We start from the raw sequence: 25938 nt of genomic DNA on the forward strand, positions 1-25938 counted from the left end.
TCAAGAAACGAACAATACTAACTGCTCTATTGTGACGTTGCAAGGAGACATTGGAAACACGTGAACGGAGAATGAACGAATCTCACAATTGCTTACTCCCACCTACTCAACACGCCGCGTGTGTATCTAGGGAAACGAACGTGGGAAACATGTGTTAACCGACTAAAAACGTTGATTTTGAGCCGTTTTTCAATCTTTTTGATAGAGTGTGAAGTACGCACAAAAATCTCGATAAAAGCACACATTTGCGTACAGAAAAATAACAATTGAACACACAGTCGCAAAAAAACAGCAAAAAGTCGAACCGCGCTCGTAATATGTGCAAGTGACTGGAAATGAGGCATACCGCGTAACCGCAAGGTTTTAGGCATGGCTCATGACCTAAGGAAATAAACAATCGCACATCACAGTGCAGGAGTACAGGAGTACACATGACGAGTCCTGTTATTGGCACCCCTTGGAAGAAGCTGAACGCTCCGGTTTCCGAGGAAGCTATCGAAGGCGTGGATAAGTACTGGCGCGCAGCCAACTACCTCTCCATCGGCCAGATCTATCTGCGTAGCAACCCGCTGATGAAGGAGCCTTTCACCCGCGAAGACGTCAAGCACCGTCTGGTCGGTCACTGGGGCACCACCCCGGGCCTGAACTTCCTCATCGGCCACATCAACCGTCTCATTGCTGATCACCAGCAGAACACTGTGATCATCATGGGCCCGGGCCACGGCGGCCCGGCTGGTACCGCTCAGTCCTACCTGGACGGCACCTACACCGAGTACTTCCCGAACATCACCAAGGATGAGGCTGGCCTGCAGAAGTTCTTCCGCCAGTTCTCCTACCCGGGTGGCATCCCGTCCCACTACGCTCCGGAGACCCCGGGCTCCATCCACGAAGGCGGCGAGCTGGGTTACGCCCTGTCCCACGCCTACGGCGCTGTGATGAACAACCCGAGCCTGTTCGTCCCGGCCATCGTCGGCGACGGTGAAGCTGAGACCGGCCCGCTGGCCACCGGCTGGCAGTCCAACAAGCTCATCAACCCGCGCACCGACGGTATCGTGCTGCCGATCCTGCACCTCAACGGCTACAAGATCGCCAACCCGACCATCCTGTCCCGCATCTCCGACGAAGAGCTCCACGAGTTCTTCCACGGCATGGGCTATGAGCCGTACGAGTTCGTCGCTGGCTTCGACAACGAGGATCACCTGTCGATCCACCGTCGTTTCGCCGAGCTGTTCGAGACCGTCTTCGACGAGATCTGCGACATCAAGGCCGCCGCTCAGACCGACGACATGACTCGTCCGTTCTACCCGATGATCATCTTCCGTACCCCGAAGGGCTGGACCTGCCCGAAGTTCATCGACGGCAAGAAGACCGAGGGCTCCTGGCGTTCCCACCAGGTGCCGCTGGCTTCCGCCCGCGATACCGAGGCCCACTTCGAGGTCCTCAAGAACTGGCTCGAGTCCTACAAGCCGGAAGAGCTGTTCGACGAGAACGGCGCCGTGAAGCCGGAAGTCACCGCCTTCATGCCGACCGGCGAACTGCGCATCGGTGAGAACCCGAACGCCAACGGTGGCCGCATCCGCGAAGAGCTGAAGCTGCCGAAGCTGGAAGACTACGAGGTCAAGGAAGTCGCCGAGTACGGCCACGGCTGGGGCCAGCTCGAGGCCACCCGTCGTCTGGGCGTCTACACCCGCGACATCATCAAGAACAACCCGGACTCCTTCCGTATCTTCGGACCGGATGAGACCGCTTCCAACCGTCTGCAGGCCGCTTACGACGTCACCAACAAGCAGTGGGACGCCGGCTACCTGTCCGCTCAGGTCGACGAGCACATGGCTGTCACCGGCCAGGTCACCGAGCAGCTTTCCGAGCACCAGATGGAAGGCTTCCTCGAGGGCTACCTGCTGACCGGCCGTCACGGCATCTGGAGCTCCTATGAGTCCTTCGTGCACGTGATCGACTCCATGCTGAACCAGCACGCCAAGTGGCTCGAGGCTACCGTCCGCGAGATTCCGTGGCGCAAGCCGATCTCCTCCATGAACCTGCTCGTCTCCTCCCACGTGTGGCGTCAGGATCACAACGGCTTCTCCCACCAGGATCCGGGTGTCACCTCCGTCCTGCTGAACAAGTGCTTCAACAACGATCACGTGATCGGCATCTACTTCCCGGTGGATTCCAACATGCTGCTCGCTGTGGCTGAGAAGTGCTACAAGTCCACCAACAAGATCAACGCCATCATCGCCGGCAAGCAGCCGGCCGCCACCTGGCTGACCCTGGACGAAGCTCGCGCCGAGCTCGAGAAGGGTGCTGCCGAGTGGAAGTGGGCTTCCAACGTGAAGTCCAACGATGAGGCTCAGATCGTGCTCGCCGCCACCGGTGATGTTCCGACTCAGGAAATCATGGCCGCTGCCGACAAGCTGGACGCCATGGGCATCAAGTTCAAGGTCGTCAACGTGGTTGACCTGGTCAAGCTGCAGTCCGCCAAGGAGAACAACGAGGCCCTCTCCGATGAGGAGTTCGCTGAGCTGTTCACCGAGGACAAGCCGGTCCTGTTCGCTTACCACTCCTATGCCCGCGATGTGCGTGGTCTGATCTACGATCGCCCGAACCACGACAACTTCAACGTTCACGGCTACGAGGAGCAGGGCTCCACCACCACCCCGTACGACATGGTTCGCGTGAACAACATCGATCGCTACGAGCTCCAGGCTGAAGCTCTGCGCATGATTGACGCTGACAAGTACGCCGACAAGATCAACGAGCTCGAGGCCTTCCGTCAGGAAGCCTTCCAGTTCGCTGTCGACAACGGCTACGATCACCCGGATTACACCGACTGGGTCTACTCCGGTGTCAACACCAACAAGCAGGGTGCTATCTCCGCTACCGCCGCAACCGCTGGCGATAACGAGTGAGCCTAGGCTATTTGGCCTGATTGCTTGATAAAAGCCCCAAGGGATTGTTCCCTTGGGGCTTTTTCGTATTACGGTGCGATATGCTTGGCTTAAAACAGCAAAACCGCTAGCGCGTGTCAGTTACCGTTTGCACATTACAATTGCTCATTGTGCGAACGATGCGGTATCGCACCCGAATAATGCGAAGTACATAGGAGACACCGTGAGTTTTACCAGCGTCACCATCATCAGTCCCGAAGCGGCTAACGGCCGTAATGTTGTCGCCCTTGGAGTCACCAAGACACTTGCCGCAGCCGGCAAGACCGGAGTGTTCCGTCCGGCGGTCTGCAGAAAAGACACCTTCACGGACGTGCTGATCGAAGCTTCCAATGCCGGTTTGAGCCGGGAACAGTCCGTCGGCGTGTGCCCCAAGCGCGCTCGTAACGATAAGGAAGGTTCGCGGGCGGATATCGTTGCGGCCTACACCCAAGCCGTAGAAACAGCCCGACCGGATGCCATGGTGATTGTCGGCACCGACAGGTCAGCAGTCAATGATCCCGCGATGTTCTCTTTCAACGCTGACGTCGCGGCAGACCTCCAATCGCCGGTCCTGCTGGCCGTATGCACTATCGAACGCACACCGGAACAAGTCAAAAGCACGGTTGAGGCATCCACCAAGGTCATCGAAGACGCCGGGAGCAAAGTCGTCGGCGTGTTCATTACTGGGTGTGACGACACGCAGCCGAATCCACTCAAAGCATGCTTCGTCGACTACCCGGTGCCGGTGTGGACGCTACCTGCCGTCGATTTCAACGACGATGACGCCATCAGCAAGGCAGACGAAGCGTTCGCGACGAACGTCGACGCCGTGGAACTGACCGTGGCACTCGAATCGCCATTCGACGCCCCGACCACACCCTATGCTTTCCAATACGGTCTGCTGGGCAAGGCGAAGGCGGACAAGAAGACCATCGTGCTGCCGGAGGGCAACGAGGATCGCATCATCAAAGCCGCCGATTATCTGCTGGAGCGCGACATCGTCGATCTGATCATCGTCGGAGACGAAAACGCCATTCTCGCCCGCGGCCAGGAATTGGGATTGAAATCGCTTGGCAAGGCGAAATTCCAAGCCAAGGATGATGAAACGGTGCTGGAACCCATGGTGGCGAAGCTGTGCGAGCTGCGCGCCAAGAAAGGCATGACCGAAGAGCAGGCGCGCAAACAGCTGGCCGATGACAGCTATTTCGGCACCATGCTTGTGGTGATGGGCATGGCGGACGGTCTCGTGTCCGGTTCCGTCAACTCCACGGCCAATACCGTGCGTCCGGCCCTGCAGGTCATCAAGACCAAGCCAGGAACGTCGCTGGTCTCCGGAGCGTTCCTGATGTGTTTCAAGGACCATGCCGCCGTGTTCGCCGACTGTGCCATCAACCTTAACCCCAATGCCGAGCAGCTCGCCGAAATAGCAATCCAATCCGCCGAAACGGCCAAGGCGTTCGGCCTTGAACCGAAGGTGGGCATGCTGTCCTATTCCACGCTGGGCTCCGGAAAAGGACCCGACGTCGACCTCGTCGAGGAAGCCACCACCATCGTCAAAGACAAGGCTCCCGACCTTGCGGTGGTCGGATCGATCCAGTTCGACGCGGCATGGTCTCCGACCGTGGCCGCGACCAAAGCCAAGGGCGATCCGGTGGCGGGCCATGTCAATGTGTTCGTATTCCCGGATCTGTGCGCGGGCAACATCGCATACAAGGCGGTACAGCGTTCCTCGGGAGCGGCCGCCGTCGGGCCGGTGCTGCAGGGTCTCAACCGCCCGGTGAACGATCTGAGCCGTGGCGCCACGGTCCAGGACATCATCAACACCATCGCCCTGACCGCCATCGAGGCCCAGTAATCGGGCATTTTGTAGCAAGCAACGAGTAATCTAAGGTTTTGGAAAGTCGCGTAAGCGGCACATCGATTAACACATGGAGGATGCCCACAATGGCGAAAACCGTCCTTGTCATCAATTCCGGTTCCAGCTCTATCAAGTATCAGCTGGTTGATCTTGAAACCGGCGAAGGTATCGCTTCCGGTCTGGTCGAGAAGATCGGCGAGCCGGTTGACGGTCATTACAAGCACGAGTACAACGGCGAGAAGCATGAGCTCGAAGAGCCGATTCACGACCATGAGCAGGGTCTGAAGCGCGTGCTCGGCTTCTTCGACGAGTTCGGCCCGAAGCTCGCCGACGCAGGCATCGTGGCCGTCGGCCATCGCGTGGTGCAGGGTGGTTCCATCTTCCCGAAGCCGGCTCTGGTCAACGACAAGACCATCGGCCAGGTCAAGGACCTCGCCGTGCTCGCCCCGCTGCACAACGGTCCGGAGGCCAAGGGCGCTGAGGTCATGCGCTCCCTGCTGCCGGATGTTCCGCAGATCTTCGTGTTCGATTCCTCCTTCTTCTTCCAGCTGCCGAAGGCTTCCAGCACCTACGCGCTGAACAAGGAAGTCGCCCAGCAGTACCATATCCGCCGTTACGGCGCCCATGGCACCTCCCACGAGTTCATCTCCTCCGTCGTGCCGTCCGTCATCGGCAAGCCGGCCGAAGGCCTCAAGCAGATCGTGCTGCACATCGGCAACGGTGCTTCCGCCTCCGCCGAAATCTCCGGCAAGCCGGTTGAGACCTCCATGGGTCTGACCCCGCTGGAAGGCCTCGTGATGGGTGGCCGTACCGGCGACATCGATCCGGCCGTCGTCTTCCACCTGATTCGCAACGCCCACATGAGCGTGGACGAACTGGACACCCTGTTCAACAAGCGTTCCGGCATGATGGGTCTGACCGGCTTCGGCGACCTGCGTGAAGTGCATCGTCTGGTCGAAGAGGGCAACGAGGACGCCAAGCTGGCTCTCGACATCTACGTGCACCGCATCGTCGGCTACATCGGCAACTACACCGCTCAGATGGGTGGCGTCGACGTGATCACCTTCACCGCAGGCGTTGGCGAGAACGATGACGTCGTGCGCAAGATGGTCTGCGACAAGCTCGCTCCGTTCGGCGTCAAGTTGGATGAGGAGAAGAACGCGACCCGTTCCAAGGAACCGCGCATCATCTCCACCCCGGATTCCGCAGTCACCATCTGCGTCATCCCGACCAACGAGGAGCTGGCCATCGCCCGCAAGTCCGCCGCCATCGCAGAAGAAGGCAAGGACTCCTACGGCAACGTCTTCTCCAAGTGAGTGACGTGTCACGTTTCGGCTGGTAGAGGAACGTGACGGCAAACGGTATGAATCTGCGCCGCCGTGCCTGATAATCGATATCATCGGTCAATCAGGCACGGCGGCGCAGTGCGTTGGGCCCCCCTTTCCGCGATTCGCAAGGGATTGCTTGGTAGTACGATACGACAGGTTGCACTGTACCGTGCAATGATGTAAGAGAGAACGGTTGGTTATTCGTGGCTGCTAAACGACGTTTCGTCGGTTTGGACGGGCTTAAAGGCATAGCCCTTATTGCGATTGTGCTGTATCACTGCGATGAGCTTTCGCTTCAAGGCGGGTTTTTCGGTGTGGATGTGTTCTTCACCATCTCCGGTTTCCTGATTTTCTCATCGCTGCTCAATCGTATCGATTCAGGTAAAGGCTTGGAACTGGGGGAGTACTTCCTCAAACGGTTCCGCCGGATTTATCCCGCGCTGTTTGCTCTTATCCCGATTTCGGTGACGTTGGCATGGCTGGTGAACCGCGACATGCTTGTCGGCATCCGGAACCAGATCATGACCGTGCTTCTGGGATGCTACAACTGGTATGCCATCAGCAGCGGAGCCAGCTATTTCTCCCAGATGAACCCTGACATATTCCGTCACCTATGGTTCATGTCGTTGCTCATGCAGTTTTATCTGATCGCTCCATTCGTGGTTTTGCTGCTGCGAAAAATCATCATCAGATGGGCTCCGGTATGCATACTGACAGCCCTTGCCGGAGCAAGCGCGGTATCCATGGGACTGCTATACCACTCTGGCGCTGACCCCACACGTGTGTATTTCGGCACCGACACGCACGCCATGGGCCTATGGCTCGGTGCCGCGCTGGCTTGGATACTGCCGATTCTCAGACATGAGCATGGGCGAGCCAATGAATCGCGGATAATGGAACGATTCCATAAGATATGGATTCAATTCGGCCCGATAGTTGCCTTTGGCTCATTGCTGGCATTGCTGTGGATGATGCGGCATATCACTCAAGGCCCAGCGGCGTTCCATGGCGGTATCTTCGTCGCCTCCGTGCTTGCTGTGGTGCTGATCGCAGGAACCATACCATTCGGATCCTGGATGCAGGATCTGCTTGTGTTCAAGCCGCTTGCCGCTTTGGGTCATTATTCGTATGGCATTTATCTGTGGCATTGGCCATTATGGCTGCTGCTGAGGTCCCTGCTGCCCCAGTGGGGCGCATGGCATGCCGACAGGCTGCTGGCCTTCACCTTCATCCTCACCGTGCTGTTCGCGTTCGCATCTTGGCGGCTGTTCGAGAAGCCAGTCGCTCGTGCGGGATTCATCGCGTTGATTCGTCCGATCAGTGGAGACGAAGCCGAGCATTGCGGCCGTCTGATATCCACGGTCGTGGTGCTGGCATGCTCATGGAGCTTCTGCGGATACGCTGTGGCGACGGCACCGGAACAAACCAGTGTGGCGCAATCCTTGGGTATCAGCGCCAGGCTGTTGCAGCAACGCAATCATGCCGCTTTGGAACGACGCAGAACACCGATGCCAAGGAAGCCACGGCATAAGATGCCGGATGGTTCGCAAATGGCCGCCATCGGAGATTCGGTGATGCTGGCGTCCAGCAAAGGATTGCGGGACACGTTCCCCAACATCATTGTGGATGCCGAAGTCTCACGGTCGATGGCGAAGGGACAGGGTCTTGTCGATCAATTGAAAGCGCAAGGGAATCTGCGCCCCTGGGTCTTGGTGGGACTTGCCACCAACTCCGTGGTGACCAATGATCAGCTTGACGATCTGCTGAATGATGTCGGCCCCGATCATGTGCTGGTGCTCATTAACGCGCACGCTCCCGTTTCATGGGTTCCTGGCACCAATGCCGTGTTGAAGCAATTCGCCGCGGCGCATTCCAACAACGTCGTACTGGTCGATTGGGACGGGACCATTTCCCAGCATGCTGACGAACTTGCCGGAGATGGCATCCATCCGGGAATGTCCAATACGATCTACGCGCAGGCGGTCAAGGATTCAATTGCCGCTTGGATCAAGCAAGGGCACTGATTGATGCGTTGACGACTTCCATACGAGGTCCGCCACATGCCGTCGCATATGAATGATCCCCATTCCGTGGAAATCGGAATGGGGATCATTCATATGCGGACGATGCCGATATTAGGGAAATCAGGCCTCCTGATGCTGAGGAGCGGACAGGAAGTGCTCCTCGCTAGGCAGAACGGCGTTGAGAATCACAGCCACCACGAACGACACCGCGATGCAGTTGGAAGCGAAGATGGACTGGAACAGCGCCGGGAAGTTGGCGAAAATGTCGCCGACCTGGGTGAAACCGATGCCAATGGTCAGGCTCAACGCGGCGATGGTGATGTTGCGCTGCGTGTAACCGGCCTCGGAAATCATCTGGAATCCGGACAGGATGATATTGCCGAACATCATGATGGTGCAGCCGCCAAGCACAGCCTGCGGCAGGGAGTTGAAGACCTCTGCAACGGCCGGAACGAAGCTGGCGAGCACCAAAATCAGACCGCCGGAAAGAATCACCTTGCGGTTGACCACCTTGGTCATCGCCACCAGACCGATGTTCTGCGCGAACGAAGTCAATGGCAGGCAGCCGAACAAACCGGACACGGAGGAGATTAAGCCGTCGCCGGCAATAGCTCCGGCGGTTTCCTTGTCGGTGGGTTGACGGTCGAGACCGACCTTGGTAAGCGCCGCTGTGTCGCCCAACACCTCAACCGAGGAAACGACATACAGCAGAGCGAAGGAGATAATCGCACCCGGATCAAACTCAAGCTTGAACGGCATGAAATGCGGCACCGACACGACCTGCAGATTGGCGAAACCGGAGAAATCGACCTTTCCCATGAAAATCGCGACCACATAGCCCACGACAAGGCCGAACAGCACGGAAAGCTGCTTGGCGGTGCCCTTCATGAGCAGCTGGAACGCAAGGCAAGCCACCAGCGAAATCAGGCCAAGCGTCAGATTCTGCCAGCTGCCGAAATCCTTCGCGCCGGAACCGCCGCCGAAGCTCGTGGCGCCGACGGACAGGAGCGAAAAACCAATCGAGGTGACGACAATCGCGGAAACGATCGGCGGGACGAAACGACGCCAATACTTGGCCGTCAAACCAAGCACGACCTCCAACAGGCCGCCAAGCACCACGGCGCCGGCGACTGCGCCATAACCCTGATGCTGCGCGATCGACATGGCGGCCGCGACGTAGGTGAAGGAAATGCCGGTGACCATCGGCAGACGGGAACCAATCAGCCACACACCGTACAGCTGCAGGCAGGTGCCGAGACCTGCGACCAGCAGGCCGGCCTGAATGATGGCGGCGGACTGCGCGGCATCCATCTTGGCGGCCGTGGCCACCAGGAAGATAGGCGCGAGATTCGCCACGAACATGGCCATGACGTGCTGCAGGCCGAACGGAATGCCCTTCCAGAACGACACCGGTGCGTCAAGACTGCTCAACGCCTCAAAAGACACGCCTTTTTTAGTGTCTTTTGCCTTCGTCTTTTTTTCGGTTTTCTCTGTGTTCTTCTCTTCGCTCAACTGTTACATCCTCTCTTATAATCGTTTGAGCGTGCTGAAAAAAATCAGGAGCGGAATTCGATGGTGCCGTTTTCCGGATCCATCGATTCGACGATTGCCAGGGAATCGACGTCGTACCCTTCCTCACGCAGCTGGTCGCCACCGCCTTGGAAGCCCTTTTCCACTGCGATGCCGATGCCTTCCACAGTGGCTCCGGCCTCATGGCATAGCTCGATCAGGCCTTTTAACGCCTTGCCGTTGGCAAGGAAATCGTCGATCAGCAGCACGTGGTCACCTTCATTGAGATAGCGCTTGGACACGATGACAGGGAACTCCTTCTGCTTGGTGAAGGAATACACGGTGGTCGTGTACTGGTCGCCGTCAAGATTGATGGACTGCGCCTTCTTGGCGAACACCACCGGGACATTGCCGAAATGACGGGCCACGACACAGGCGATGCCAATGCCGGAAGCCTCAATGGTCAGAATCTTATCGATGGTCTTGCCCTTGAAATGCTCGGCCCAAGCGGCGCCCATATGGTCGAACAGCTCGACATCGCACTGATGGTTGAGGAACGCGTCCACTTTCAGCACATTGCCGGGTTTGACGGTACCCTGCTGCACAATGCGCTCTTCAAGCTCCTTCATGAAACCCCTTAATCTTGTCGGCCGCGAAAGCGGCATCAGATGATGGCATACGGCGAGCCGTATATAGGAGTTCAGCATACGCGCCCCAATTGACCGTGCGAGTCGGACCCCTGACCTGCTCATGTGATAAACATGAATGCTGCGAACAAATGTTTGAATATGAGCGTGCGCGAAGAAAAGAGGAATCGGTGGAACAGAGCATGGGACCTGTGATGTGCGATCCGCGGAGCCTGATAGAGGGACTCAACCCCCAACAGGAAGAAGCGGTGAAATACTACGGCCAGGCATTGCTCATCGGCGCCGGCGCAGGCTCAGGCAAGACCCGTGTGCTGACACGTCGCATCGCATGGCTGCTGGCGCATGGCTTCTGGGCAAGCAGCATCCTCGCCATCACCTTCACCAACAAGGCGGCCGCGGAAATGCGTGAACGTCTCGTGACTTTGGTCGGGCCGGAAGCCGAACATATGTGGATCTCCACCTTCCACTCCGCCTGCGTACGCATCCTACGCCGCGACGGCAAGGAAATCGGCCTTAAATCGGGCTTCTCGATTTACGACACCGCGGACAGCGAGCGACTGGTCAAACTGATCGCAGCCGACCTGAACATCGATACGAAGCGGTATACGCCACGCATGCTGCTGGGCAAGATATCCGACTGCAAGAACGCGTTGGTTTCCTGGAAAGACCAGCTGAAAAAAGCGAACTGCGATTACACCCCGGGACAGCGTGGATACCAGGTGAGCGCCGGCGACGTCGACGAACTGGTCGCCGTCGTCTACGCCGAATACCAGCATCGTCTGGCGCTCGCCAACGCAGTCGACTTCGACGATTTGATCATGCGCACCGTGGAATTGCTCCAAACCTGCCCGCAGGTGAGCGAATACTATCGGCACAGGTTCCGTTACATCTTCGTGGACGAGTATCAAGACACCAACCATGCCCAATATGTGCTCGTACGTGAATTGTCCGGCATCGATTCGGACGAACAGCCCGACCCGCAGGCGAGGGGAGCGGGCCGTGTGGGACCGAGCTGGATTACCGTGGTGGGTGATTCCGACCAATCCATCTACGCGTTCCGAGGTGCGGACATCCGTAACATCCAAGATTTCGAACAGGATTTCCCGAACGCCAAAACCATCATGCTCGAACAGAACTACCGTTCGACGCAGACCATCCTCGACGCGGCGAACGCGGTGATCGCGAAAAACGAAAACCGCAAGCCGAAGAAACTGTGGACGGCGCTTGGTCAAGGCGACAAAATCGTCGGCTATGCCGCCGACAACGCACAGCAGGAAGCCGGATGGATAGCGAACGAAATCGCACGAATCCACACCGAGGAAGACGTCGCTTACCGTGACATCGCCATCATGTACCGAGCCAACGCGCAGTCACGTTCGCTGGAAGAGGCCATGATCAACGCCAATCTGCCGTATCAGCTGGTCGGCGGCACCAAATTCTATGAACGTAGGGAAGTCAAGGACGCCATCGCGTATTTGCAGGCCATCGTGAATCCCGCGGATAATGTGAACGTGCGGCGTATCCTCAATGTGCCTAAACGAGGACTCGGCGCACGCGCGGAGGGATTGGTGGCCGGCTACGCGGACGCGCATGGCCTCACGTTCTTCGAATCCATTGAACATATGGACCAGATTGAAGGCATGACAGGCCGTACCACCAAACCGTTGGGCGCATTCCGTGATCTGATGCACGAGCTGGCCGATTTCGCCAAGGAACATGATTCGAAACCATCCGAAGTGGTGGCCGAAGTACTGGACAAAAGCGGTCTTCTGGAGGAATTGCAACGTTCCGAGGATCCGCAGGATGCTTCGCGTGTGGACAATCTTTCCCAGTTGCAGTCCGTGGCCGCCGAATTCGAGCAGAACACGCCGGATGCCACGTTGGCCGGTTTCCTGGAGACTACGGCATTGGTCGCCGACTCGGATCAGTTGCCGGGAGAGGGCGAGGATTCCGGCAAGGTCACGATGATGACCTTGCATACGGCAAAAGGTTTGGAATATCCGTATGTGTTTCTTACGGGTATGGAACAGGGCACGTTCCCGCACCAGCGTGCCATGGAGGACACCAGCGAGCTGTCCGAGGAGCGTCGTCTGGCATACGTGGGCATCACCCGTGCGAAGCGTCGGCTGTATGTGACCCGTGCGGCGGTGCGTGCCCAATGGGGGCAGGCCAATGACATGATGCCCAGCCAGTTCCTGGATGAGATTCCGGATGAACTCATCGATTGGAAACGTCGTGAGGCCGGTGTGGAGCGCATGCGCGCCAGCTGGGGAGATGACGACGAGTTCGGCGGGTGGGACGATGATGACGATTTCGGATCCACTTCCTTCGGCGGATCGATGTACGGATCGTCGACATACGGTTCCTCATCGTATGGTTCTGGTTCTCGCGGATCGCATCCCACTTATGGGTCGTCTCATGGATCGCACAGCTCGTATGGTTCCGGACGGTCCTCCTACGGCTCGGGAAGCCGCCGTTTCTCTGGCGGATCGCACTCTGGCTCGTCCTCATACGGTTCGTATGGCTCATCCCGGTCGTCATACGGCTCCGGCAAGCCCTCCGGCAAATCCGGTAAGGTCACCACGCGCCGCGCCAAGCCAAAGGATCTGACGAAATCGGCTCCGGCAAGTTCGTTGGACGGCAACAACGGATTGAGCATTTCGGATTTCCAGATAGGCGACAGAATCACCCATGACCATTACGGTTTGGGAAAGGTCATCGAAACGCAGGACAAGGGCGCGAATTCGGTGATCACCGTCGATTTCGGCACGGATGGCGTCAAACGATTGCTGCTTCGTGTGGCGCCTATTGAAAAGCTCTGACGTCTTTTTCCAATAGGCGCCCCTCGTGGCGGCGCCGTTGTGGGCTCATAACACGGATTGAGTGAAAAAACAAGTCTTTTCTTTCGGAGCATTTGTTGCGATAATCGGCGATGTTTGCTTTTCGAGAGGAAGAACCATGCCAAGAAAACTGTTCGCCGCGATATCGCAGATTGTTCTGGGCGCGCTGATTGCCATCGCCCCACAGACCTTCGCGCATGTGTGTGCCGTCAAAGACATGCCCATGGCATGCCACTACACCGCTCGGGTCGCTCTGGGACTGGGCGTCGTCATCGCATTGCTGGCAATAATCGGATTTTTCGCGCCAAGCCGGGTCAGGGCCGGATTGGATATCGCCAATGCCGTGCTGGGCGTGCTTGTCGTTCTGGTGCCGACCATGCTGGTAGGCGTATGCAGAGGCTCCATGATGCATTGCCATATGGTGACGATGCCGACGCTTATCGTATTGGGCGTGCTGCTGGCGGCGCTCGCAGCAGTCGCCGCATATCTCGATCTCAAGCCGGCAAAGCGTGGCTGACGTGCCGCATATCACCCTTGCGAAACTACCGCTGGCCAATCTGCGTCGCAAACCATTCCGCACTTCGGCGCTTGTCATTGTGGTCGTCATGCTCACTGTGGCGTTCTATGGAGGCGCGCTGCTTTCCATGAACCTGAACAACGGGTTGAACAGCATGCGGGAACGTATGGGCGCCGATCTGATGGTCACGCCGCAGAACACGAAAAACCAGGCTGAGGCGTTGCTCACGGGAAACTCTTCGAGCACGTTCTACTTCACCAATGACATTGGAGGCCAAATCGCCAAAGCGGACGGTGTGGGCGAAAGCACGGTGCAGACGTACATCTCCTCGCTTGCGGCAGCCTGCTGCGACGAAAAGGTGCAGATCATCGGCTTCAACCCCGACACCGACTTCGTCATCACTCCTTGGGTGGCTTCGCAATTCGACGGCACACTCCGTCGCGGCCAAATCATAGCAGGCGCCAGCATCAACGTGTCGGACAACAATACGGTCAAACTGTACGGTCATGAATTCCCCGTGGCCGCGCAACTGGCCGATACCGGAACGTCACTGGACAATTCCGTATTCGTGAACATGGACACGGTGCCGGATGTCGTTTCCTATTCCGCGCAGGTCGGACATGCCGCGATTCCTGAAGAATACGCCGGCAAAGCGGTATCCGCCGTGCTCGTCAAAGTCAAGGACGGATATTCCGCACAACAGGTCGCCTCGAATATCGCAAAAGCCACGGGGATCGAAAGTTTGGGATATGTGTATCCGGGCGGCATCACGGCTACGACGAAAACGAATCTCAAGGTGATCATCCGCTATGTGGCGGTGTTCATCACGGTGTTCTGGACTATGGGATTGGTCGTGATGTTGGCGGTGTTTTCGTCGGCTATGAACGAACGCAAGCGTGAATTCGCCGCGTACCGTATTCTCGGCGCCGATCGTGCGACCCTGGTGGGCATTATCGTCAAGGAATCGGCAACCATCGGAGCTATTGGAGGTGTGATCGGTGTGACCTGTACCTCGTTGGTCGTGTTTCCGTTCAGTGGTCTGATCGCTAAGGAACTTCAATTGCCGTATCTGCAGATTGGCGTCGGTAAAGTGGCGGTACTGATAGTCGTCGCTCTCCTGTTCGCCGTGCTTACGGGCCTGGTCGCATCCCTCGCCACAACGGTGCGTCTTTCCGCCCCACAGGCATACCTGACGCTGAGGGAGGGGGAGTGATGCCGGAACAGTCCATATTGGAGGTTCGTGGCCTTACCCGTGAATTCGTACGCCGAGGCAAACCTTTCCCCGCGGTGGATGATGTGAATCTCACGCTCGATCCAGGCGAATTCATGGCGATCGTCGGCCGATCCGGAAACGGCAAAAGCACTTTGCTCAATCTCGTCACGGGATTGCTGAAACCTACATCCGGTTCGATTCTGCTGGCCGGTAACGAGGTGACCACGTTAAACGACAAACAGATGTCGATTTTGCGCAACCGCACCATCGGCTTCGTCACGCAGATCCAGACACTATTGCCGAACCTCACCGCAATCGACAATGTGGTCCTTCCCGCAGTGCTGCATCGCAACCCGTCTCGGTATGAAACCGAAATCGATGAACGGACGAATGACGCACAATCACAGGAACAGACGGCGTCTTCCGTCGTGGTCGATGGCCTTCCCGACGTCATCCAACCAGCTTCGACGCAGATGGCTTCTTCATCTCAGCCCGACCATTTGACGCAACGCGCGCAACATCTGTTGGATCAACTGCTTGTAGGCGAGCTTGCGACATGCTATCCGAAGGAGCTCTCTGGCGGCGAGATGCGCCGCGTCTCCATCGCCCGAGCGTTGATGAACAAGCCGAAACTGCTGATCGCCGATGAACCGACAGGAGATCTGGATGCCGAAAGCGCCGCAATCGTCATGCGGCTGCTGCGGCAAGTAGCGGATGACGGTACCTCGGTGCTTATGGTTACCCATGATCCGGACACGCTTGCTTATGTGGACCATACCTATCGTATGGATAGGGGAGTGCTTACTCGGGCCTGACGTTTTTAAGACATGCCGATGTAGGTGAATCGGAGCATCTCGTCCGTCCCCCATGTGTATGATTAGCGATTGGTGTGCGCCCGGAAGGACGTATGCCGTCTGGAGTCTTAGCCCATCAGTGGGTCGGCGGCCATCCGTGGTGTTCTGCATTGCGGGTCAAGCCGTTCGCGCATTGCGCGAAGAAGCACTGGAGAGGCTGGCTCAGCGTATGCCGGACTTCGGCATACGTTCCGTTCAGACAACGACAGAACAAACAAAGGATTAAACCAATGACGAACGTTCAGCGTTCCCGCCGTCAGGTGCGTCTTTCCCGCGCCCTCGGCATCGCTCTGACCCCTAAGGCTCAGCGCATCTTCGAAAAGCGTCCGTATGCTCCTGGCGAGCACGGCCGCACCCGTCGCCGCACTGAATCCGATTACGCAGTGCGTCTGCGCGAGAAGCAGCGTCTTCGCGCCCAGTACGGCATCTCCGAGAAGCAGCTCCGCGCCGCTTACGAGAAGGGCACCCACACCGCCGGCCAGACCGGCAACGCCATGCTGACCGATCTTGAGACCCGTCTCGACGCTCTGGTCCTGCGTGCAGGCTTCGCCCGCACCACCGCCCAGGCTCGCCAGTTCGTGGTCCATCGCCACATCCTCGTCGATGGCAACATCGTCGATCGTCCGTCCTACCGCGTCAAGCCGGGCCAGACCATCCAGGTCAAGGCCAAGAGCCAGACCATGGTTCCGTTCCAGGCCGCTGCCGAAGGTGTGCACCGCGATGTGCTGCCGGCGGTTCCGGGCTACCTGGACGTCAACCTGCCTTCCCTGAAGGCCACCCTGACCCGCAAGCCTGAAGCCGAGGAGATCCCGGTGCAGGTCAACATCCAGTACGTGGTCGAATTCTACGCCCGCTGATCTGGATTACCATACTGTAAGAACATACAGTTTAAGGACATACAGCGAAAGCCTCGCAGCCGTTACGGTTGCGAGGCTTCTCGTTTTTTATGGCGTTTCCGGCGGCATGTCGTTTGGCTGATTCCACAGGTACCATGGAAACCATGTTGCTTCATCTTCATCTGGTCCGTCACGGACAGACGTTTTTCAACCGATATAACAGACTCCAGGGATGGTCGAATTCCCCGTTGACCGATGCGGGACTTGCCGATGCGGACAAGGCCGCTGCCAAACTCCGGGACATTGAGTTCGCCGCGGCATACTGCTCCGACACCACACGCGCCCAGGTGACGGCACAACGGATCCTCGATGCGAACGAAGCCGCAGGACACGTTCGTCCGTCACTGGTCAGCGACATGCATTTCCGTGAGCAGTTCTACGGTTATTTCGAGGGACAGGACATGTCCGTCGCATGGACCGCTGCCGGTGGTCCCCATGGTGCGAAGAACTACAACGACATCGTCCGCAAATACGGGCTTGCCGCCACCCGCGACTTTCTCAAAGAAGCCGATCCGTTCCATGACGCCGAATCCGATAACGAGTATTGGCATCGTGTGGAGGACGGCTTCGCTTTGATTGCGGACAACCCTCGGCTTAAGAACGGCGACCACGTGCTGCAGATCTCCCACGGCAATACATTGTTGAGCCTTATGCACCGATTCGCCCCGGAAGGATACGATTTGAGCGAACGTCCGGCCAACGGTTCGGTGACCTGCCTTGATTTTGACACGAACGAACCCATGGACCGCGCGGTGAGTGTGGTCTCGTACAACCAGTGAACGTATTTGCCACAGTCGTGGCTTTTTACTAGTCTTATGCGGGTATTGTGTTCGCGGGCAACCGTGGAGCTGAAAAGAGGTACAAGATGGGTGTTGGAGAGATCGCCGGTCTGATTGCGGCAATTGCATTCGCGGTGCTTGCCGGTTTCATGATCTACCCGCTGATCCGTCTCGGCAAATTGTTCGACCAGATCGCGCAGACCGTCAAAGACACCGGAGACCATGCGATTCCGGCGCTTGACGAGGGCGTGACCACGGTGCAGCAGGTGAACAAGTCCCTGGAGGATGTCAACAAGATCTCCGCCGCGGCGTCCACCACGGCCAATAATGTCGGCGCGCTGACTGATCTATATGGATCGTTCTTGGGCAAGCCCGTCATCAAGGTTGCGTCCGCCACCTATGCGTTGAAGTCCACTGTGCAGTCTTTCTTGGCTAAGAGAGACGTCAATCACGCGGCAGGCAATAAGGGGGAGTGATGTTCAAGCGTCTTTTCTGGGTCTCCATCGGCGTGGGCATCGGTGTCGTCGCTGTCACAAAAGCGCAGGCATACGTTAAAGCCAACACACCGGACACCGCCCGCCAATTCCTGCTTGGTCCCGACCAGGACCATGTGACCATGCGCACGCTTGAAGGTCTGGTCAATGAGTTCAATGCCACGCGTCGAGCCCGCGAGGCTGAACTTAACAGCAAATATGCGGCGCGGAACGAGTAGTCGTTTTCCGCCCGACAGATACGCTCAAGCAACCAATCACACGTTTGGAAGGCATCAGGCCTCCAACAACAAAGGAGCTCAAATCCACATGCGCACTTCTGAAATCGCGAAGCGCTTTCTTGACTATTTCGAACAGCACGATCATCTTGTCGTTCCTTCGGCATCGTTGATTTCTCCGAACCCGACCACTCTGTTCACCATCGCTGGCATGGTCCCGTTCATCCCGTACCTCATGGGTGAGCAGACCCCGCCGAAGCACCGCATGGCTTCCAACCAGAAGTGCGTGCGTACTCTGGACATCGACGAGGTCGGCAAGACCACCCGTCACGGCACGTTCTTCCAGATGCTTGGCAACTTCTCCTTCGGTGATTACTTCAAGGAGGAGGCCATCCACTATGCGTATGAGCTGCTGACCACCCCGCAGGACAAGGGCGGCTACGGCTTCGATCCGGAGAAACTGTGGATGACCACTTTCACCGACGACGAGGAAGCCCGCTCGATGTGGAAGAACGAAGGCGTCGATCCTGAACATATCCAGATCATGGGTATGGAAGATAACTTCTGGACCACCGGTGGCCCTGGCCCTGGCGGTCCGTGCTCCGAAATCTATGTAGACCGTGGTCCAAAGTACGGTGTCGAAGGCGGCCCGATCGCCGACGAGAACCGTTACATTGAGATTTGGGATCTCGTGTTCGAAAACTACGAGGTCGACAACGTCAAGTCCAAGACCGACCTGCATATCGTCGGCGAGCTTGAGAACAAGAACATCGATACCGGCGCCGGTCTGGAACGTCTCGCCTATCTGATGCAAGGCAAGCAGAACATCTATGAGACCGACGAGGTCTTCCCGGTCATCGAAGCCGCGCAGAAGCTTTCCGGCCGCACCTACGGCGATGACGAGGCCATGGACGTGCGTTTCCGTATCGTGGCCGACCACGTGCGTTCCGCGCTGATGATCATGTCCGACGGCGTCCGTCCGTCCAACAACGGCCGTGGCTATGTGCTGCGCCGCCTGCTGCGTCGAACCGTCAAGGCCATGCGCGAGCTCGGCGTGACAGAGCCGGTCATGCCGACCTTGCTGCCGACCTCCAAGGCCGCGATGGAACCGAGCTATCCGGAGCTTAACGACACCTTCCACGACGTGTCCGAAGCCGCCTACGGTGAGGAGGACGCGTTCCGCCGCACGCTCGAATCCGGCACCGAGATCTTCGACATGGCCGTGACGAAGGCCAAGCAGGGCGGCTCGGACCTCGTGTCCGGCGAGGATGCCTTCAAGCTGCACGACACTTACGGCTTCCCGATTGAAATCACGCTCGAAATGGCCGCCGACCAGGGCGTGAAGGTGGATGAAGCCAAGTTCCGCGAGCTGATGGCCGAACAGAAGAGCCGTGCCCGTGCGGACGCGCTGAAGAAGCGCCACAACGTGGATTTGTCCGTCTATGACGACTTCAAGAAGACCCTGCTCCAGCCGATCGACTTCCTTGGCTACACCGACATGTCCGCACGTGCCAAGGTTCTGGGCATCATGCAGGAGGGCAAGGGTTCCGTTCCCGCCGTCACCGGCCCGGCCAACATCGAGGTCATCCTCGACCGCACGCCGTTCTACGCGCAGGCCGGAGGCCAGCTCGCCGATCAGGGCGAGATTCTGTCCGACGATGGCGCGGTGCTTGAGGTCGACGACGTGCAGAAGCCGATCAAGGACCTTATCGTCCACCAGTGCCGTCTGACCGAAGGCACGCTGGTTGTGGGCGCCGAAGTCAACGCGAACATCGATCTCGAGCGCCGTGGAGCCATTGCACGTTCCCACACCGCCACCCACATGGTGCACAAGGCGCTGCGTGAGGAACTTGGTCCGCAGGCCACCCAGCGTGGCTCCGAAGACGCTCCGAACCGTCTGCGCTTCGATTTCCAATGGTCCAGCGCCCCCAGCAAGGACGCCATGAACGCCGTCGAAGCCCGCGTCAACGAGAAGCTTCGTGAGAACCTTGCCGTCACCACTCAGGAAATGAAGTTCGATGACGCCATCGCTCTTGGCGCCATGCATCTGTTCGGCGAGAAGTACGGCGACATCGTGCGTGTGGTGTCCATCGGCGAGGACGGCTGGAGCCGCGAGCTCTGCGGTGGCACCCATATCGACCACGTCGGCAAGATCGGCGCCATCAACATCATGTCCGAGGCGTCTATCGGTTCCGGCGTGCGCCGCGTGGACGCGGTCGTCGGCCAGGGCGCGTATGAGTTCAACGCCCGCGAGCACGCGCTGGTTTCCCAGCTTTCCGACATGGTCAACGCCCGTCCCGACGAACTCGCCGAGCGTGTGAACATGCTGCTTGCCAAGCTCAAGGAATCCGACCGTCGTCTTGCCGCAATGTACGAGTCCCAGCTTGCGGCCTCTGTGCCGACGCTGGTGGCTGAGGCCAAAGCTTCCTCGGCTCCGGTCAAGGTCGCCAAGAAGAACGTTGGACATTTCGGCTCCTTCGACGCGCTGCGCAAGACCGTGCTCGACGTGCGCGGCCAGCTCGGCGAAGATGCTCCGGTCGTGGTGGCTCTTGCCGGCATGAACGAGGACGGCAAGCCCATGGTCGCCGTGGCAACCAACGAAGCGGCACGCAAGCAAGGCATCAAGGCTGGTGATCTGGTCCGTGGCGCTTCCAAGGTTCTTGGCGGTGGTGGCGGCGGCAAGCCGGACTTCGCACAGGGTGGCGGCGCGGACGCCACCAAGATCGACGAGGCACTTGAGGCATTGGCCGGCCAGGCTCTGAAGGGCTGATTCTCCAAGCATGGTTTGGCTTGGTATCGATCTGGGTGATGCTCGGGTCGGACTTGCGTTGTCCGATCCCGAGCTCACCCTCGCACATCCCATAGGCAATATTCAAGTGTATGGGGATTCTTTCCGCGCGTTGGATGAAGTCATCGACGTCATTGGGGACGAGTCGGTGGACCATGTGGTGATTGGCCTGCCGTTGCTGCTGAACGGCGAAGAGGGGAAAAGCGCCAAAAAAGCGAGACGCTGGTCCGTCAATCTTGAAAAACGACTGCATGCGGCCGTGGAGGATGAATCATATTCGGTGACGCGGGTTCCCACCATTGAATTGGTGGATGAGCGTCTGACGACAGTGACCGCACATCATCAGTTGTTCGATGCGCGCATCGGCGGACGCAAGCACCGTCCGATGGTCGACCAGCAATCTGCGGTGGTGATTTTGCAGACGGCGCTCGACCGAAGCAGAGAGTAAGGGGAGAGAGACCTTTGACCGATAATCTGAACGATTTTTTCTCCGATAACGCGCAGTGGGTCGATGATACGTCAGCGGGCTCGTCATTCGATGCCGCGTTGCCGCCGCAACCGCCGAAATCGCGACGCGACATGCGTAAACGACGTGAGCAACAACGTCGTCGTCGCTATGTCACAATCATCGCGGCTGCCGTCGTTGTCATTCTTGTCGTCGTCGGCGGCTTTTTCGGCGTGCGCATGGTTAAACATCTCAGGCAGATGAACGCCAACGGCTCGCAAATCCAGATTGAGGATTACACCGGTTCGGGAGACAAAGACACGACGTTCACCGTGGAAACCGGACAAGGCGCAGCCGAAATCGCACGAAATCTGGTCAAGGCGGACATCGTCAAATCCGAATCGGCGTTCACCTCCGCAGTCGCGGCCGCCGGCGCGACGCTTTACCCGGGTTCGTACGCGTTGAAGACGCATATGAAGGCGGCCGATGTCGTCAAGATCCTGTCCGACCAAAGCAAGGCCGGCGGTTTCGCCGAAGTCAAGGCCGGCGAACGGGTGTCCGATGTCATCGCCAACGCGGCCAAGATGTCAGGCAAGGACGTGTCCGAATTCCAAGCGGTCATCGACGGTGGCGGCGCGGGCATTCTGCCAGATGAAGCGGGTGGCAAATTCGAAGGATGGCTTGAGCCCGGATCCTACAGCGTCCAGGACAAGTCCGCCAAGGACATCCTCAAGGAAATGGTCACGGCACGCGTCAGCAAACTGGACACATTGGGCGTGCCAGATGGAAGCGAACGCGAACGTATCATGAACATCGCGTCCATCGCCGAATCCGAGGCATGCAATCCTGACGATTACGGTAAGGTGGCGAGGGTCATCCTGAACAGAATCGACCAGGACATGCCGTTGGGCATGGACAGCACCGTTGCCTACGGGTTCAACACCACAGGCAGCAAGCTGACAGACGAGCAGCTTGAGGATGGAAGCAACCCGTACAACACTCGCGTGAACAAAGGACTTCCTCCGACGCCGATCAGCAATCCCGGCGATTCCGCTATCCAAGCCGCGATGAATCCTCCGGAAGGCAAATGGCTGTACTTCGTCACCACCAACCTCAAGACCGGCGAGACGAAGTTCGTGGAAACCGAAGACGAATTCTGGAAGATTCGCGACGAATACAAAAGCAACAACGCGAATGCCAACTGACGGTATCACGCATTAACACAACGCGTGCATCGCGATGCTTATCGCCCCGGCCACGACAATGGTCGGGGCGAACGGCGTCTTACCGGCGAATCGCGTATGCTTCTGCGGGTCGAACCGTGTCCAAATCGCAAGCCACAGCAGCCCCAGCACACTAATCGCAAACCACCAGAACATCACTGGAAACAGGCCGAACATGCCTACGGCCAAGCCGATAAGCAACGTCGTGGTGACGTCGCCGAATCCCAAAGCCCCTGGCTTGATGAGCGCAAGCGCACATTGCAGCACGGCGGATAACGCGGCGAACAACAGAGCCTGCAATGCCAGAAACAGTGAATTAACGGACAACGCATACGTGATGTCCACAATGACCTGCGCCAAACACCCTACGGCGATCCACATGCGTGGAATGCGTCGTGCCCGGATATCCTCAACGCTGACGGCCATTCCACAGAGCAGACTCGGCAGGCAAATCATGTACCACATACCGTTAAGATAGTCCACGAATCGTATTTGGCAGAAAAGGAGTGTTGGCATGTTGCGCTGGCAGACAGCAGGTGAATCGCACGGCGAAGCGCTTGTCGCCATGATCGAGGGGCTGCCTGCGGGCATCCACGTCACTACTGAGGATATCGTCGGCGCATTGGCACGCCGACGTCTCGGATATGGCCGTGGTGCGCGCATGAAATTCGAACAGGACAAGGTCCGCATGCTCACCGGTGTGCGTTTCGGCGAGACCATCGGCTCTCCCGTCGCCATCGAGATCGCCAATACCGAATGGCCGAAATGGACCGAGGTGATGAGCGCCGATCCGCTTGACCATGACATTCCGCGCGAAGGCCGCAACGCGCCGCTATCCCGTCCCCGTCCGGGGCATGCCGATCTGACTGGCATGCGCAAGTACGGTTTCGACGACGCCCGTCCAGTGCTGGAACGTTCCAGCGCACGTGAGACCGCGTCGCGTGTGGCCTTAGGCGAGGTCGCCAAGCAGTTCCTTGAGCAGACGTTGGGCATACGTACCGTCTCTCATGTGCTGTCAATCGGTGGTGCTGGCATCACCGACCCGCAGAATGCGGTGCTGCCGAAGCCTGAGGACCTCGAAGCATTGGACGCTTCGCCGGTGCGCACATTGGATAAGACGGCCGAACAGCAGATGATCGCACGCATCGACGAGGCCAAGGAGAACGCCGATACCTTAGGCGGCGTGATCGAGGTCGTGGTATACGGCGTTCCGGCTGGAATCGGCACGTACGTTGAATCGGACCGCAGGCTGGACGCGGCATTGGCCAGTGCCGTCATGGGCGTCCAGGCCATCAAGGGCGTGGAGATCGGGGACGGTTTCCTTGAGGCGATGCGTCCTGGCTCCCAGGCGCACGACGAAATGGCGGTTGGCGACGATGGCCGCATCACACGTCTGAGCAATCGTGCGGGCGGAATCGAAGGCGGCATGTCCAACGGCCAGCCGATTGTGGTGCGTGCCGCGATGAAGCCGATTCCATCCATTCCAAAGGCGCTTCGCACCGTCGACGTCACCACCGGCGAGGCGGCCCAGGCCATCAACCAGCGTTCCGACAACACCGCCGTTCCCGCGGCGGCCGTCGTGGCCGAGGCGATGGTGCGCCTCACCATCGCGCAATACGTGCTGGAGAAGTTCGGCGGCGACAGTGTGGCCGAAACCAAGCGCAACGCCGAATCCTATGTGGCGTCCTGGCCGGAGCACATGAGGTGACCGATTCGATGGCTGGAATGCGTAGACCCGTCGCCGTCATCATCGGCATGATGGGCGCGGGCAAGACCCGCGTCGGCAAGGAAGTGGCGCAGATGATGCAACTGCCGTTCGCCGACGCCGACAACGAGATCGAACATGACGCGGGAATGAAGATTCCCGAATATTTCGAAAGGTACGGCGAACCGGAGTTCCGTAAGCTGGAAAGCGACGTTGTGCTTGACATGCTGGAGGATTTCGACGGCATCTTCTCCTTGGGCGGGGGCGCTCCAATGACCCCGTCCATCCAGCAGGGGCTCGCCGAATACATCGCCGACGGCGGCAAGGTCGTGTATTTGATGGCCGATCCGAAGGAAGCCATGGAACGCGCCAACCGCGGCGGCGGCCGTCCGATGCTCAACGGCGACGCCAACGAGCGTTGGAAGAAGTTGTACAAGGAACGCGACCCGGTGTTCAGACGCGTGGCCAATGTGCAGGTGCGCACCCACGGACAAACCCCGCAAGTGGCCGCGAGAAAGCTGATGGAAATGATCGATCAACGTATCGTCCACGTCACCGGATTCACCATCGAACCATACGATGTGTGCATAGGCGAAGGTGTGATGAGCCAGCTTGCGCAGGTGTTGGGAGACGAGCCCGCCAAAGTGGCATTGATTCACACCCAGCCGGTGCAACGGCATTCCGACCGCGCGCGCACGCTGTTGCGCCAGTCCGGTTATGACGTGCACGACATCGTCATTCCCGATGCTGAAGCCGGCAAGACCATCGAAGTGGCCAACGGCATCTGGCAGCGTCTGGGGGAGGAAGGCTTCACCCGTTCTGATGCGATTGTCGGTCTCGGCGGTGGCGCAGCCACCGATCTGGCCGGTTTCGTGGCCGCCACATGGATGCGTGGCATCCGCTACGTCAACTGCCCGACCTCGCTGCTGGCCATGGTCGACGCCTCCACCGGCGGCAAAACCGGCATCAACACTCCACAAGGCAAGAACCTCGTCGGCTCGTTCTATACGCCGGCCGGCGTGCTCGCCGACATGGGAGCACTCGCCTCGTTGCCGAACGACATCTTCATCGAAGGTCTGGGCGAAGTGGCGAAATCCGGTTTCATCATGGATCCGGAGATTCTGCGCATGCTTGAAGACCATGCCGACGAGCTGCGCTCGTTCGACGGTTCGACGTTCCTTGACTCCGATCTGAAGGATGTGGTCGCCGAACTCATCGAACGTACCGTGACGGTGAAGGCGTACCATGTGTCCGCCGACCTCAAAGAAGCCGGATTGCGTGAATTCCTCAACTACGGACATACGCTTGGCCATGCCATCGAAAAACTCGAACACTTCCGCTGGAGGCACGGCAACGCCGTCGCCGTCGGTTGCGTCTATGCGGCCGAACTGTCCCATCTGCTCGGCTACATCGACCAGGATCTGGTCGACTACCATCGTTCGCTGCTCGGCTCGCTCGGCCTGCCGACATCATGGAACAATGGCAGCTGGGATGATGTGCTGGCGCTCATGCACCGAGACAAGAAGGCCCGCGGCAACAAACTGCGTTTCGTCATACTCGGCTCGCTCGGCCATCCCATCCACCTCGAGGATCCGCCGGCGGACGCCGTCGAGGAGGCGTTCCGACGCATCCAGCGGTAGGACGCAATCGCAAGAACGAACACAAAAGGAAGCAAT

General features: G+C 58.5%; 20 protein-coding genes. 17 read left to right on the top strand and 3 right to left on the bottom strand.

Annotation, left to right across the window (positions count from 1 at the left end; all coding sequences use genetic code 11):
• The first annotated feature begins 431 nt into the window (after positions 1–431).
• The 4 genes from BAD_RS03665 (at position 432) to BAD_RS03680 (ending at position 8137) form a co-directional block, all read left to right on the top strand.
• Positions 432–2909: a phosphoketolase gene (locus BAD_RS03665; RefSeq protein ID WP_011743105.1), complete on the top strand. Its 2478-nt coding sequence runs from the start codon at positions 432–434 to the stop codon at positions 2907–2909.
• 202 nt (positions 2910–3111) lie between these two features.
• On the top strand, positions 3112–4782 hold the full coding sequence (pta, locus tag BAD_RS03670) for a phosphate acetyltransferase (protein WP_011743106.1): 1671 nt from the start codon (positions 3112–3114) through the stop codon (positions 4780–4782).
• Positions 4783–4871: 89 nt separating this feature from the next.
• The gene (locus tag BAD_RS03675; protein WP_011743107.1) at positions 4872–6101 is read left to right on the top strand and encodes an acetate/propionate family kinase; all 1230 of its coding nucleotides are present in this window, start codon (positions 4872–4874) and stop codon (positions 6099–6101) included.
• 215 nt (positions 6102–6316) lie between these two features.
• The gene (locus tag BAD_RS03680) at positions 6317–8137 is read left to right on the top strand and encodes an acyltransferase family protein (protein WP_011743108.1); all 1821 of its coding nucleotides are present in this window, start codon (positions 6317–6319) and stop codon (positions 8135–8137) included.
• A gap of 120 nt (positions 8138–8257) precedes the next feature.
• Here the strand turns inward: BAD_RS03680 and BAD_RS03685 are convergent, their stop codons facing one another.
• Positions 8258–9649 (bottom strand): nucleobase:cation symporter-2 family protein, encoded by a 1392-nt coding sequence (locus BAD_RS03685; protein ID WP_011743109.1) that lies wholly within the window; start codon positions 9647–9649, stop codon positions 8258–8260.
• 44 nt (positions 9650–9693) lie between these two features.
• The gene (locus BAD_RS03690) at positions 9694–10275 is read right to left on the bottom strand and encodes a xanthine phosphoribosyltransferase (protein WP_041777287.1); all 582 of its coding nucleotides are present in this window, start codon (positions 10273–10275) and stop codon (positions 9694–9696) included.
• 200 nt (positions 10276–10475) lie between these two features.
• On the opposite strand from BAD_RS03690, the gene BAD_RS03695 reads away from it, so the two are divergent.
• From BAD_RS03695 to mltG, 11 genes are all read left to right on the top strand, one after another.
• Positions 10476–13115, top strand: a complete 2640-nt coding sequence (locus BAD_RS03695; RefSeq protein ID WP_011743111.1) for an ATP-dependent helicase — start codon at positions 10476–10478, stop codon at positions 13113–13115.
• 136 nt (positions 13116–13251) lie between these two features.
• Positions 13252–13650 (top strand): DUF4418 family protein, encoded by a 399-nt coding sequence (locus BAD_RS03700; RefSeq protein WP_011743112.1) that lies wholly within the window; start codon positions 13252–13254, stop codon positions 13648–13650.
• Position 13651: 1 nt separating this feature from the next.
• Entirely contained in the window at positions 13652–14863 is a 1212-nt protein-coding gene (locus tag BAD_RS03705; protein WP_041777498.1) for an ABC transporter permease, read from the top strand.
• Positions 14863–15678, top strand: coding sequence for an ABC transporter ATP-binding protein (locus BAD_RS03710; RefSeq protein ID WP_011743114.1), 816 nt, complete (start codon positions 14863–14865; stop codon positions 15676–15678). Before BAD_RS03705 ends, BAD_RS03710 begins: the two co-directional genes overlap by 1 nt.
• A 269-nt stretch (positions 15679–15947) precedes the next feature.
• Entirely contained in the window at positions 15948–16574 is a 627-nt protein-coding gene (rpsD, locus tag BAD_RS03715; protein WP_003809500.1) for a 30S ribosomal protein S4, read from the top strand.
• A gap of 143 nt (positions 16575–16717) precedes the next feature.
• Positions 16718–17392 (top strand): histidine phosphatase family protein, encoded by a 675-nt coding sequence (locus BAD_RS03720; protein ID WP_041777288.1) that lies wholly within the window; start codon positions 16718–16720, stop codon positions 17390–17392.
• Between the two features lie 86 nt (positions 17393–17478).
• Positions 17479–17868 (top strand): DUF948 domain-containing protein, encoded by a 390-nt coding sequence (locus tag BAD_RS03725; protein WP_011743116.1) that lies wholly within the window; start codon positions 17479–17481, stop codon positions 17866–17868.
• Entirely contained in the window at positions 17868–18104 is a 237-nt protein-coding gene (locus tag BAD_RS03730) for a hypothetical protein (RefSeq protein WP_003809496.1), read from the top strand. Before BAD_RS03725 ends, BAD_RS03730 begins: the two co-directional genes overlap by 1 nt.
• 88 nt (positions 18105–18192) lie before the next feature.
• Positions 18193–20871, top strand: a complete 2679-nt coding sequence (alaS, locus tag BAD_RS03735; RefSeq protein ID WP_003809495.1) for an alanine--tRNA ligase — start codon at positions 18193–18195, stop codon at positions 20869–20871.
• Between the two features lie 10 nt (positions 20872–20881).
• Positions 20882–21337 carry a Holliday junction resolvase RuvX gene (gene ruvX / locus BAD_RS03740; protein WP_003809494.1) on the top strand — a complete coding sequence of 152 codons (456 nt, stop codon included), beginning with the start codon at positions 20882–20884 and terminating at the stop codon, positions 21335–21337.
• A gap of 14 nt (positions 21338–21351) precedes the next feature.
• Positions 21352–22539, top strand: a complete 1188-nt coding sequence (mltG, locus tag BAD_RS03745; protein ID WP_011743117.1) for an endolytic transglycosylase MltG — start codon at positions 21352–21354, stop codon at positions 22537–22539.
• Between the two features lie 12 nt (positions 22540–22551).
• Here mltG and BAD_RS03750 read toward each other — a convergent pair whose 3' ends face one another.
• Positions 22552–23022, bottom strand: a complete 471-nt coding sequence (locus BAD_RS03750; protein WP_041777499.1) for a prepilin peptidase — start codon at positions 23020–23022, stop codon at positions 22552–22554.
• A gap of 49 nt (positions 23023–23071) precedes the next feature.
• Between BAD_RS03750 and aroC the strand changes: the two genes are divergently transcribed.
• On the top strand, positions 23072–24265 hold the full coding sequence (gene aroC, locus BAD_RS03755; RefSeq protein WP_011743119.1) for a chorismate synthase: 1194 nt from the start codon (positions 23072–23074) through the stop codon (positions 24263–24265).
• Between the two features lie 17 nt (positions 24266–24282).
• Positions 24283–25902, top strand: a complete 1620-nt coding sequence (locus tag BAD_RS03760) for a bifunctional shikimate kinase/3-dehydroquinate synthase (protein ID WP_041777289.1) — start codon at positions 24283–24285, stop codon at positions 25900–25902.
• Positions 25903–25938 lie beyond the last annotated feature (36 nt).

Origin of the sequence: Bifidobacterium adolescentis ATCC 15703 (assembly GCF_000010425.1) — a bacterium.
Classification (GTDB): Bacteria; Actinomycetota; Actinomycetes; order Actinomycetales; family Bifidobacteriaceae; genus Bifidobacterium; species Bifidobacterium adolescentis.

Bases quoted from the DNA above. Each gene is read 5' to 3' on its own strand.
- BAD_RS03760 (WP_041777289.1), top strand. From the start codon at position 24,283: ATGCGTAGACCCGTCGCCGTCATCATCGGCATGATGGGCGCGGGCAAG.
- BAD_RS03690 (WP_041777287.1), bottom strand. From the start codon at position 10,275: ATGAAGGAGCTTGAAGAGCGCATTGTGCAGCAGGGTACCGTCAAACCC.
- BAD_RS03730 (WP_003809496.1), top strand. From the start codon at position 17,868: ATGTTCAAGCGTCTTTTCTGGGTCTCCATCGGCGTGGGCATCGGTGTC.
- BAD_RS03665 (WP_011743105.1), top strand. From the start codon at position 432: ATGACGAGTCCTGTTATTGGCACCCCTTGGAAGAAGCTGAACGCTCCG.
- BAD_RS03675 (WP_011743107.1), top strand. From the start codon at position 4,872: ATGGCGAAAACCGTCCTTGTCATCAATTCCGGTTCCAGCTCTATCAAG.
- BAD_RS03750 (WP_041777499.1), bottom strand. From the start codon at position 23,022: ATGTGGTACATGATTTGCCTGCCGAGTCTGCTCTGTGGAATGGCCGTC.
- BAD_RS03720 (WP_041777288.1), top strand. From the start codon at position 16,718: ATGTTGCTTCATCTTCATCTGGTCCGTCACGGACAGACGTTTTTCAAC.
- aroC (WP_011743119.1), top strand. From the start codon at position 23,072: ATGTTGCGCTGGCAGACAGCAGGTGAATCGCACGGCGAAGCGCTTGTC.
- BAD_RS03710 (WP_011743114.1), top strand. From the start codon at position 14,863: ATGCCGGAACAGTCCATATTGGAGGTTCGTGGCCTTACCCGTGAATTC.
- alaS (WP_003809495.1), top strand. From the start codon at position 18,193: ATGCGCACTTCTGAAATCGCGAAGCGCTTTCTTGACTATTTCGAACAG.
- BAD_RS03725 (WP_011743116.1), top strand. From the start codon at position 17,479: ATGGGTGTTGGAGAGATCGCCGGTCTGATTGCGGCAATTGCATTCGCG.
- BAD_RS03695 (WP_011743111.1), top strand. From the start codon at position 10,476: ATGGGACCTGTGATGTGCGATCCGCGGAGCCTGATAGAGGGACTCAAC.
- BAD_RS03700 (WP_011743112.1), top strand. From the start codon at position 13,252: ATGCCAAGAAAACTGTTCGCCGCGATATCGCAGATTGTTCTGGGCGCG.
- rpsD (WP_003809500.1), top strand. From the start codon at position 15,948: ATGACGAACGTTCAGCGTTCCCGCCGTCAGGTGCGTCTTTCCCGCGCC.
- ruvX (WP_003809494.1), top strand. From the start codon at position 20,882: ATGGTTTGGCTTGGTATCGATCTGGGTGATGCTCGGGTCGGACTTGCG.